Source organism: Variovorax sp. YR752 (assembly GCF_943372545.1).
Map to the genome: position 1 here is coordinate 1 of NZ_CALRZC010000265.1, position 10,782 is coordinate 10,782.

10 protein-coding genes and 1 pseudogene are annotated in these 10,782 nt (G+C 69.5%); 4 read left to right on the forward strand and 7 right to left on the reverse strand.

All coding sequences use genetic code 11. The features are described from left to right. Positions 1 to 138: pseudogene (locus AAG801_RS36190) on the forward strand (IS5/IS1182 family transposase); the annotation flags it as partial. 6 nt (positions 139 to 144) lie between these two features. On the opposite strand, the gene AAG801_RS36195 reads toward AAG801_RS36190, so the two are convergent. Genes AAG801_RS36195 through AAG801_RS36220 form a run of 6 tightly spaced genes read right to left on the reverse strand, consistent with a single transcriptional unit; the run spans position 145 to position 7,001 of the window. Next, a complete protein-coding gene (locus AAG801_RS36195; protein WP_341892772.1) occupies positions 145 to 537 on the reverse strand; it encodes a RidA family protein in 393 nt (130 codons plus the stop codon). After that, the gene (locus tag AAG801_RS36200) at positions 537 to 2,147 is read right to left on the reverse strand and encodes an AMP-binding protein (protein ID WP_341892763.1); all 1,611 of its coding nucleotides are present in this window, start codon (positions 2,145 to 2,147) and stop codon (positions 537 to 539) included. Before AAG801_RS36200 ends, AAG801_RS36195 begins: the two co-directional genes overlap by 1 nt. Before the next feature lies 1 nt (position 2,148). Continuing rightward, positions 2,149 to 3,309, reverse strand: coding sequence for an acyl-CoA dehydrogenase family protein (locus AAG801_RS36205; RefSeq protein ID WP_341892764.1), 1,161 nt, complete (start codon positions 3,307 to 3,309; stop codon positions 2,149 to 2,151). 1 nt (position 3,310) lies between these two features. Further along, positions 3,311 to 4,162: an enoyl-CoA hydratase family protein gene (locus tag AAG801_RS36210; RefSeq protein WP_341892765.1), complete on the reverse strand. Its 852-nt coding sequence runs from the start codon at positions 4,160 to 4,162 to the stop codon at positions 3,311 to 3,313. Continuing rightward, on the reverse strand, positions 4,159 to 4,635 hold the full coding sequence (locus AAG801_RS36215; protein ID WP_341892766.1) for a MarR family transcriptional regulator: 477 nt from the start codon (positions 4,633 to 4,635) through the stop codon (positions 4,159 to 4,161). Before AAG801_RS36215 ends, AAG801_RS36210 begins: the two co-directional genes overlap by 4 nt. Positions 4,636 to 4,637: 2 nt before the next feature. Beyond that, positions 4,638 to 7,001 (reverse strand): bifunctional salicylyl-CoA 5-hydroxylase/oxidoreductase, encoded by a 2,364-nt coding sequence (locus tag AAG801_RS36220; RefSeq protein ID WP_341892767.1) that lies wholly within the window; start codon positions 6,999 to 7,001, stop codon positions 4,638 to 4,640. Between the two features lie 76 nt (positions 7,002 to 7,077). Between AAG801_RS36220 and kynB the strand changes: the two genes are divergently transcribed. From kynB to kynA, 3 genes are read left to right on the forward strand one after another with little or no spacing between them, the layout of a single operon-like run. Continuing rightward, a complete protein-coding gene (gene kynB / locus AAG801_RS36225; RefSeq protein WP_341892768.1) occupies positions 7,078 to 7,704 on the forward strand; it encodes an arylformamidase in 627 nt (208 codons plus the stop codon). Then, positions 7,701 to 9,005, forward strand: coding sequence for a kynureninase (gene kynU, locus AAG801_RS36230; RefSeq protein ID WP_341892769.1), 1,305 nt, complete (start codon positions 7,701 to 7,703; stop codon positions 9,003 to 9,005). Before kynB ends, kynU begins: the two co-directional genes overlap by 4 nt. Then, a complete protein-coding gene (kynA, locus tag AAG801_RS36235) occupies positions 9,002 to 9,856 on the forward strand; it encodes a tryptophan 2,3-dioxygenase (protein WP_341892770.1) in 855 nt (284 codons plus the stop codon). The genes kynU and kynA overlap by 4 nt, the downstream gene beginning before the upstream one ends. 111 nt (positions 9,857 to 9,967) lie before the next feature. On the opposite strand, the gene AAG801_RS36240 is transcribed toward kynA, so the two are convergent. After that, the coding region (locus AAG801_RS36240; RefSeq protein WP_341892771.1) for a methyl-accepting chemotaxis protein at positions 9,968 to 10,782 on the reverse strand (815 nt) is incomplete at its 5' end.

The window sequence follows — 10,782 nt, forward strand, 5'->3', positions numbered from 1 at the left end:
CGGCGCAATGAGGTCGAGCGTCTGTTCCGCCGCCTCAAGGGCTATCGGCGCATCTTCTCTCGCTTCGAGAAGCTCGACGTCATGTTCACCGCGTTCATCAGCTTCGCGCTCATCGCCGACGGTTTGCGGTTGTGTTAACACGCCCTAGCGGGGAATGACCGCGGTGACCTCGATCTCCACCTTGGCGCGGTCCTCCATCAGCGCGCTGACCTGCACCGCGCTCATCGCCGCGTGGTACACGCCGATCAGCTCGCGGAACACAGCACCGACCTCGCGCCCGCGCGACAGGTACTCGCGCTTGTCGGTCACGTACCAGGTCATGCGCACGATGTGCTCCGGCCTCGCACCCGCTTCGGCCAGCACCGCGACGACGTTGGCCAGCGCCTGGCGGGTCTGGTCGACGAAGTCGTCGCTGTCGAAGCGGCAGGCCGCATTCCAGCCGATCTGGCCGGCCACGAACACCAGCCGCCCTTCGGCGGCGACACCGTTCGAATAGCCCTTGGGCTTCTCCCAGCCCGGGGGTTGCAGCACGTGCATCATGTCGGTTGTCTCAGTCGAAAGCGTTGCAGCTTGCCGGTCTCGGTGCGAGGCAGCGCGGAGCGGAACTCGATGGCCCGCGGGTACTTGTAGGGTGCGATGGCCTGCTTGACGAAGTCCTGCAGCTCACGCGCCAGCGCATCGGAGAGTTCGTGGCCCGGCCGCAGCACGACGACGGCCTTGACGATCTGGCCGCGTTCCTCGTCGGCCACGCCGATCACGCCGCACTCGGCCACCTTGGGGTGCAGCAGCAGCGCGCTCTCCACCTCGGGGCCGGCGATGTTGTAGCCGCCGCTGATGATCATGTCGTCGGTGCGCGCCTGGTAGACGAAGAAGCCGTCGGCGTCGACGAGGTAGGCATCGCCAGTCACGTTCCAGCCGTGTTGCACGTACTGCGCCTGGCGCGCATCGGCGAGGTAGCGGCAGCCGGTCGGCCCCTTCACCGCGAGGCGCCCGACCTGTCCGCGCGGCAGCGGCCGCCCTTCGTCGTCGATCACGCAGGCGACGTAGCCCGGCACGGCCGTACCGGTGGCACCCGGCTTCGCATGCGCTTCGTCGTGCGAGATGAAGATGTGCAGCAGCTCGGTCGAGCCGATGCCGTCGATCAGCTCGATGCCGCTCGCGTCCTTCCACAGCGCTCGCGTCGCCGCCGGCAGTGCCTCGCCGGCGCTGACGCACTTCTTCAGCGACGCCAGGTCGTGGCCTGCGAGCTGCGACGCCATGGCGCGGTACGAGGTCGGCGCGGTGAAGCAGACGCTGGCGCGGTACGCCGCGATGGCCGCCGGCAGCGCGTCGGGCGAGGGCTTCTCGAGCAGCACCGTCGAGGCGCCGACCGACAGCGGGAACAGCAGCAGGCCGCCCAGCCCGAAGGTGAAGGCCAGCGGCGGGCTGCCGATGAACACGTCGTCGGCCGTCGGTCGCAGCACGTGGCGTGGCCAGCAGGCGCAGGCGGCCATCACGTCGCGGTGGAAGTGCATCGTGCCCTTGGGCTGGCCGGTGGTGCCCGAGGTGAAGGCGATCAGGCAGGTGTCGTCCTTCGAGGTCTTCACGTTGTCAAAGCTGGCCGGCTTCGCGGCGGCGCGTGCATCGAGCCCATCGACATCGGCCGTGTGGAAGTGCAGCACCTGGGTCAGCATCGTGCAGGCCGCGCGCGCCAGCGAGAGCTCCTCGGCCAGGCGGGCGTCGCACAGGGCATGCGTGATCTCGGCCTTGCTGACGATCTGCGTCAGCTCCTTGGCACGCAGCAGCGGCATGCTGCCCACCGCGATGCCACCGGCCTTGACCACCGCAAACCAGCAGGCGGCCAGCATCGGCGAGTTGGCGCCGCGCAGCAGCACGCGGTTGCCGGGAACGAGCCCCAGGTCCTCGACCAGCACGCGGGCGATGCGGTTGGCCTGCGCCTGCAGGTCGGCGTAGCTCCAGCGCACGCCGGCGCCCTGCACGCACAGGCGATCGCCCTGGCCGCGTTCGACCCAGCGGTCGAGCAGTTCGCTCGCGCAGTTGAGCGATTCCGGGAACTGCAGCTCGGGCGAATCGAACAGGAACTCGGGCCACTGCTCGCGCGGCGGCAGGTGGCGTTCGGCGAAGGTGTCCACATGCGCACTGGCCATGTCACGCTTCCTTCAGGAGATCCTTGCCGATGATCAGCTGCTGCACCTCGGTGGCGCCCTCGTAGATGCGCAGCGCACGGATCTCGCGGTACAGCGACTCGACGACGTTGCCATGCACCACGCCGGCCCCGCCCCAGAGCTGCACCGCCGCGTCGATCACCTGCTGCGCGCCTTCGCTGGCCGCCATCTTGGCCATTGCCGCCTCGCGCGTCACGTTGCGGCCCTGGTCGCGCTGCCAGGCAGCGCGGTAGGTGAGCAGCGCGGCACTGTCGATGGTCGTCGCCATCTGGGCCAGCTTCGCCTGCGTGAGCTGGAAGTCCGCCAGGCGCTGGCCGAACATCGGGCGCGATTTCGCACGCTCCACGCCCTCGTGCAGCGCGCGTCTTCCGAAGCCGAGCGAGGCCGCCGCCACCGAGGTGCGGAACACGTCGAGCGTGCGCATCGCGATCTTGAAACCTTCACCGGCCTCGCCGATGCGGCTGGACCTGGGCACACGGCAGCCGCTGAAGCGCAGGCGCGCCAGCGGATGCGGCGCAATCACGTCGATGCGCTCGGCAATCTCGAAGCCGGGGGTGCCGGCGTCGACGATGAAGGCGCTGATGCCACGGCTTCCGGGCGCTTCGCCGGTGCGCGCGAACAGCACGTAGAAGTCGGCGATGCCGCCGTTGCTGATCCACGTCTTCTCGCCGTCGATCACGTAGGCGTCGCCGTCGTCGCGCGCGGCGCAGCGCATCGCCGCCACGTCGGAGCCGGCCTCGGGTTCGGACAGCGCGAAGGCTGCCAGTGCCGAACCCTCGGCCACGCGCGGCAGGTAGCGCGCCCGCTGCGCCGCGCTGCCGGCCAGCGAGATCGCCCCTGAGCCCAGGCCCTGCATCGCGAAGGCGAAATCGGCCAGGCCGTGATGCCAGGCCAGCGTCTCGCGCAGCAGGCAGATCGCTCGGGTATCGATCACCTCGGCGGCGCCGCCGTGCGCCGTGCCGGCCACGGCGTGGCGAAGCCAGCCGGCCGCGCCGAGTTCGCGCACCAGCGCGCGGCACTGCGTGTCGATGTCCGGGCCGTGGTCACCGGCATGCAGGTGGCGCGGCGCCCAGGCACCGAGCTCCGCAGCCAGCGCACGGTGCCGCGGCTCGAAGAACGGCCAGTCGAGATGATCCGTCTTCATCTCAATCCCCTTCGAAGGCCGGCTTCTGCTTCGCGACGAAGGCGTGGTACGCGCGCTGGAAGTCCTGCGTCATCATGCAGATCGCCTGCGCCTGCGCTTCCGACTCGATCGCCTCGTCGACGCCCATGGACCACTCCTGGTGCAGCATGCGCTTGGTCATCGCGTGGCCGAAGCTCGGCCCTGCCGCCAGTTCCGCTGCCCAGTCGATCGCCACCGTGCTGACCGCCTCCGGCTCGGCAAGGCGGTTGTAGAAGCCCCAGGCCAGCGCCTCCTCGCCGGGCAACGCGCGGCCGGTGTAGAGCAGCTCCGAGGCGCGCCCCTGGCCGACGATGCGCGGCAGGATGCTGCAGGCGCCCATGTCGCAGCCGGCCAGGCCGACGCGGGTGAACAGGAAGGCGACCCTGCTGCGCGCCGTGCCGATCCGCAGGTCGGAGGCCATCGCGACGATCGCGCCGGCGCCTGCACACACGCCGTCGATCGCCGCGATGATCGGCTGGCCGCAGGCGCGCATCGCCTTGACCAGGTCGCCGGTCATGCGCGTGAAGGTCAGCAGGTCCGGCATGCTCATCGCGATCAGCGGGCCGATGATCTCGTGCACGTCGCCGCCGGAGCAGAAGTTGCCGCCTTCGCCCTGGATCACCACCGCGCGCACGTCGTCGGCGTAGGCCAGCGTGCGGAACAGGTCGCGCAGCTCGGCGTAGGAGTCGAAGGTCAGCGGGTTCTTTCGCTCGGGCCGGTTCAGCGTGATCACGCCGACCTGCCGCACCACGCGCCAGCCGAAGTGCTGCGGCGTCAGGCCGGCCACGCTGCTGCGGTTGCCGGTGGCCAGGTGGGTGTCCATCTCGCGGGTCATGCGTTCTCCTGAAGTCGGGTGAGGTGCGGCTTGAGCGTCGCCAGCAGCTCATGCACCTGGGCCTTCTGCGCGGCGTTCCAGCCGTCGAACAGCTCGACGATCCAGGTTTCGTGCACAGAGGCCATTCGGCGGAACTGGCGACGGCCCGCGGGCGTGAGGCGCACGCGGAAGGCGCGTCGGTCGCTCGGGTGATCCTCGCGCACCACCAGGCCTTCGCCCTCGAGCTGGTCGACGATGCCGGTGACGTTGCCGCCGGTGACCATCATCCGCGCCGACAGTTCGCCCATGCTCAGGCCTTCCGGCTCGCGATCAAGCTGCGCCAGCAGATCGAAGCGCGGCAGCGTGGTGCCGAACTCGCTGCGCAGCCGCTGGCGGATGACGTTCTCGATGCGTGTGGTGCAGGCCAGCATGCGCAGCCACAGCTTGATGGCCTGGTGGTGGTCGTCGGCGACCCTGGATTCGTGATCGACCATGCTCACACCCCCTGCGCCAGATTGGCCTGTTCCTGCGCCGACAGCCCGGCGGTCTGCGCCGCCATCTGCCGTTCGCGCTCGAGGTTGCGTTCGAGCTGGCTCTTGCCCGACAGATACTGCACCGGCCAGTCGGCACCGATGCCGCTGGTGTGGCCGATCTTCGCTGCCTCGAGCAGCGTCCAGGCCGGGTTGGCGAGGTGCGGCCGCGCGATCGCGCAGAGGTCGGCGCGGCCGGCGGCGACGATGCTGTTGACGTGGTCGGCCTCGCTGATCGCACCGACCGCCATGGTCGCGATGCCGGCCTCGTTGCGGACCAGGTCGGCAAACGGCGTCTGGTACATGCGGCCGTAGATCGGCTTCTGTTCCTTGCTCACCTGGCCCGACGAGACATCGATCAGGTCGCAGCCGGCCGCCTTGAAGGCGCGCGCCATCTCGACCGCCTCGGCCGGCGTGTTGCCGCCAGGCACCCAGTCGTGCGCCGAGAGGCGCACCGACATCGGCTTGTCCTGCGGCCACGCTGCACGCATCGCAGTGAACACTTCCAGCGGGAAGCGCAAGCGGTTGGCCAGCGAACCGCCATAGTCGTCGTTGCGCTGATTGGTCAGCGGCGAGAGGAAGGCCGAGAACAGGTAGCCGTGCGCGCAGTGCAGTTCCAGCCAGTCGAAACCGGCCTCGGCGGCACGCTTCGTGGCCGCCACGAAATCGTCGCGGACGCGGTCCATGTCGGCGCGTGTCATCGCGCGTGACCAGGCGCTGACGCCGTCGAGGTACTGCTGCGGCGAGGCGGAGAGCAGCGGCCAGTTGCCTTCTCTTGCGTCATCAGCGAGCGGCAGGTCCTCCCCCTCCCAGGGCACACGCGTCGAACCCTTGGCCCCCGCATGCCCGAGTTGCATGGCGATCTTCGCCGTCGTGTTGCCATGCACGAAGTCGACAATGCGCTTCCAGGCCTGCGACTGCTCGTCGTTCCACAGCCCCGGGCAGCCCGGCGTGATGCGCGCGTCGGGCGTGGGGCAGGTCATCTCGCAGAAGACCAGGCCGGCGCCGCCCATCGCCCGTGCGCCCAGGTGCACCAGGTGGTGGTCACCCGGCACACCGCTCGCCGCGCTGTACTGCGCCATCGGCGAGACGACGACGCGGTTCTTCAGCGTCACGCCACGCAGCGTGAAGGGCGTGAACATCGGCGGCAGCGGCTGCGGGTTCAGCCCGGCCTGGCCAGCCAGCCAGCCTTCGAGCCCCGCGACATAGCCGGCATCGCGCAGCCGCAGGTTCTCGTGCGAGATGCGCTGCGAGCGGGTCAGCAAGGCATAGGCGAACTGCTCGGGCTCCAGCTTGGCGTGGCGCTCGACGTTCTCGAACCACTCGGTCGAGTTGCGCGCCGCGTTCTGGATCTTCAGCACCTCGACGCCACGCTTCGCCTCGTACTCGCCCAGCGCCGCCGCCAGGTCGCCCGGGTGCGCGGCAATGCGACCGGCCAGGTCGATCGCATCCTCCAGCGCCAGCTTGGTGCCCGAGCCGATCGAGAAATGCGCGGTGTGCGCTGCGTCACCCATCAGCACCACCGGCGCCCTGCCGTTGTGATGCACCCAACGCTTGCAGACCACGCGCGGGAAGCGGATCCACTGCGCCGAGCCGCGCAGGTGAGCCGCGTTGCTCATCAGCGGGTGGCCGTCGAGGTACTTCGCGAACAGCCTCTCGCAGAAGGCGATGCCCTCTTCCTTGCTCATGCCTTCCAGCCCGGCGGCGCGCCAGACCTCCTCCGGCGCCTCGACGATGAAGGTCGAGGTGGTCTCGTCGAAGCGGTAGGCGTGGGCCTGGAACCAGCCCCACTCGGTCTTCTCGAAAGCGAAGGTAAAGGCGTCGAACAGCTTGTTCGTGCCCAGCCAGACGAAGCGGCAGCGGCGCAGGTCGATATCGGGCTGGTAGGTGGCGGCGTACTTCGTGCGGATGCGGCTGTTCAGGCCGTCGCAGGCGATGATCAGGTCGGCATCGATGTCGGCGTCGTCCGCGCAATCGGTCGAGTAGCGCATCTGCACGCCGAGTTCCGCGCAGCGGTCCTGCAGGATGTTGAGCAGGCGCTTGCGGCCGATGCCGCAGAAGCCGTGGCCGGACGAGCGGATCGTGCGGCCCTGGAAGTGGACGTCGATGTCGTCCCAGTGGTTGAAGGCGTCGAGGATCTGGCTGGCCGTCTTCGCATCGGCGCGCTGCAGCGCACCCAGCGTCTGGTCGGAGAACACCACGCCCCAGCCGAAGGTGTCGGACGCCGCGTTGCGCTCGATCAGCGTCACCTCGTGGCGCGGATCCTGCTGCTTCATCAGCAGCGCGAAATACAGGCCCGCCGGACCGCCACCGATGCAGGTGATGCGCATGCCACCGTCTCCAATCGTTTCGCGGTGACTTTAGGGTTTGATATTTCAAGTGTCAAGCATTTATACTGTGACCACCATGACGCGACTGTGGGACATCTCGCCCGTGCTCGGGCCCGCTACGCCACCCTTCCCCGGCGACCAGGCCTACGAGCAGCGCTGGACGGCGCGCATCGGCCCCGGCTGCCCGGTCAACCTGTCGGCGCTGACGCTGTCGCCGCACCTCGGCGCCCATGCCGACGCGCCGCTGCACTACGCCGACGGTGCGCCGGCGATCGGCGAGGTGCCGCTGGCGCCCTACCTCGGGCCGTGCCGCGTGATCCACGCGATCGGCTGCGGGCCGCTGGTCAAGCCCGAACACATCGCCCATGCGCTGGCCGGGCTGCCTCCGCGTGTGCTGGTGCGCACCTGCGAGCGGGCACCGACGTTGTGGTCGGAGGACTTCTCGGCCTATGCGCCGGAAACGATCGAACTGCTCGCCGCCCGCGGCGTGACCCTGGTCGGCATCGACAGCCAGTCGGTCGACCCGGCATCGAGCAAGACGCTCGACAGCCACCACCTGCTGCTCAAGCACGACCTGCGCGTGCTCGAGAACCTCGTGCTCGACGCGGTGCCGCCTGGCGACTACGAACTCATCGCCCTGCCGCTCAAGCTCGCGCACGCCTGCGCGAGCCCGGTGCGCGCCATCCTGAGAGAACTTGCATGACCACCCGACAAGACGCGCAGGCGCTCGACGCCCGCGACCCGCTGGCTGCGCTGCGCGCCCAGTTCACCCTGCCCGAGGGCGTGATCTACCTCGACGGCAACTCGCTGGGCGTGATGCCCAGCGCAGCGCCGGCGAGGATGGCCGCCGCGGTGCAGGACGAATGGGGCACCGGGCTGATCCGCAGCTGGAACACGGCGCACTGGATCGACCTGCCGCAACGCATCGGCGACAAGATCGGCCGGCTGATCGGCGCGGCGCCGGGCCAGACGCTGGCCGGCGACTCGACCTCGGTGAACCTGTTCAAGGTGCTGAGCGCGGCCATCACGATCGTCAAGGCCGGCGGCGATGCGCAGCGCCGGATGATCGTCTCCGAGCGCAGCAACTTCCCCACCGACCTCTACATCGCCGAGAGCCTGGCGCGCCAGCACGGCTTCGTGCTGAAGCTGGTCGAGCCCGAGGAGATCGCCGCACAGTTCGATGCGACGCTCGCCGTGCTGATGCTGACCCACGTGAACTACCGCACCGGCCGCATGCACGACATGGCGGCGCTGACGCGCGCTGCCCATGACTGCGGTGCGCTGGCGCTGTGGGACCTGGCGCATTCGGCTGGCGCCGTCCCGGTCGACCTGAACGGCGCGGACGCCGACTTCGCCGTCGGCTGCGGCTACAAGTACCTCAACGGCGGCCCTGGCGCACCGGCCTTCCTGTGGGCGAACCCGCGCAACCTGGCGCGCATGGAGCGCGACGACCTCTGGCAGCCGCTGGCGGGCTGGTTCGGCCACGCCGCGCCGTTCGAGTTCACGCCGCACTATCGCCCGGCTTCCGGCATCGCGCGTTTCGCCTGCGGCACGCCGCCGGTGCTCGGCCTGACGGCGCTGGAGACCGGCGTCGACACCGTACTCGCCGCCGAGCCGCTGGGCGGCATGGCGGCGCTGCGCCGCAAGTCGCTGGCGCTGACCTGCCACTTCATCACGCTGGTCGAGAAACACTGCGCCGGCCACGGCCTGAGCGTGATCACACCACGGACCGAAGGCGAGCGGGGCAGCCAGGTCAATCTCGCGCGCGGCGAAGGCGAAGGCAGTGAGGGCAGCGCCGCTGGCGCTGCCTATGCCATCGTGCAGGCCCTGATCGCGCGCGGCGTGATCGGCGACTTCCGCGCGCCGGATGTGCTGCGCTTCGGCTTCACGCCGCTGTACACGAGCTTCGTCGACGTGTGGGACGCCGTCGAGCACCTGCGCCAGGTGCTCGAGTCCGGCGAGTGGAAGCAGGCGCGCTTCAACCAGAAGGCGGCCGTGACATGACCTGTCCTCATCACCACGAAGGCGAGCGCATCGTCGCCGACGAAGGCGCCAAGCTCGACTTCTCGCGCGACATGAGCTACGGCGACTACCTGCAGCTCGACGCCGTGCTGAACGCGCAGACGCCTCTCTCGCCCGACCACAACGAGATGCTGTTCATCGTGCAGCACCAAACGAGTGAGCTGTGGATGAAGCTGATGCTGCACGAGCTGTCCGCCGCGGTGGCCTGCATCGCACGCGACGAGCTGGGCAGCGCCTTCAAGATGCTGGCGCGGGTCAGCAAGATCATGGAGCAGCTGGTGCACGCCTGGGACGTGCTGGCGACGATGACGCCGCCGGAGTACTCGGCGATCCGCCCCTACCTCTCCAACAGCAGCGGCTTCCAGAGCTGGCAGTACCGCTGCATCGAATTCATGCTGGGCAACAAGAACCCGGCGATGCTCAAGCCGCACGCACACCGGCCCGATCTGCTGTCCAAGGTGGAGGCCGCATGGCGCGCGCCGTCGCTGTACGACGAATCGCTGCGCCTGCTCGCGCGCCGTGGCATCACCGTGCCGGCCAGTCACCTCGAGCGCGACTGGACGCAGCCCTATGCGGCCAGCGACGAGGTCGAGCAGGCCTGGCTGACGGTCTACCGCGACCCGAAGCAGCACTGGGATCTCTATCAGCTCGGCGAGGAACTCACCGACCTGGAAGACGCCTTCCGCCTCTGGCGCTTCCGCCACGTCACCACGGTCGAACGGGTGATCGGCTTCAAGCGCGGCACCGGCGGTACCAGTGGGGTGGGCTACCTGCGCAAGATGCTGGACACGGTGCTGTTCCCGGAGATCTGGAAGCTGCGCACGAGTCTTTGACCCCCCCGTAGCGCCTCACGGCGCTCCCCCCAGGGGGCGCCGCCAGCGGACCGGCCGAGCCGGTTCCGCGGCGACTGCTCGGTTCGCCCTGGCGCTTGCGCGCCCCGGGCTCTAGAAGCTCTGCCAGTCGTCGCCGGGGGCCGTTGTCGCGGGCACCGGCGCAGGCGCGGCCTTCACGGGCGCAGGCTTCGCTGCGACGGCGTGGGGCTTCTTCGCGGCCATCGGCTTCTTCGCCGGCACCGGCTTGGCGATCGGCGTCACGACCGGCGTCACCGCGGCCGTCTCGGCACGCGACTCGCCCGCCGAGAGCTTGAACACCGCCACCGCCTGCACCAGCTGCTGCGCCTGCTGCTTGAGACTCTCGGCCGCCGCAGCGCTCTGCTCGACCAGCGCGGCGTTCTGCTGCGTGGCCTGGTCCATCTCGGTCACCGCCTGGCCGACCTGCTGCACGCCCGAGCTCTGCTCGACGCTGGCCGAGCTGATCTCGCCGACGATGTCGGTGACGCGGCGGATCGACTCGACGATCTGCTGCATGGTCTGGCCGGCACGATCGACCAGCACGGTGCCGCGCTCGACGCGCTCGACGCTCGCGCCGATCAGCGTCTTGATCTCCTTGGCCGCCTCGGCGCTGCGCTGCGCGAGGCTGCGCACCTCGCCGGCCACCACCGCGAAGCCGCGCCCCTGCTCGCCGGCACGCGCGGCTTCCACCGCAGCGTTCAGCGCCAGGATATTGGTCTGGAAGGCAATGCCGTCGATCACGGTGATGATGTCGGCGATCTTCTTGCTGCTGTCGTTGATCTCCTTCATCGTCGACACGACCTGGCCGACCACCTCGCCGCCTTCGACCGCCACGCTCGAGGCGCCGGCGGCGAGCTGGTTGGCCTGCTTGGCGTTGTCGGCGTTGTTGCGCACCGTCGAGCCGAGCT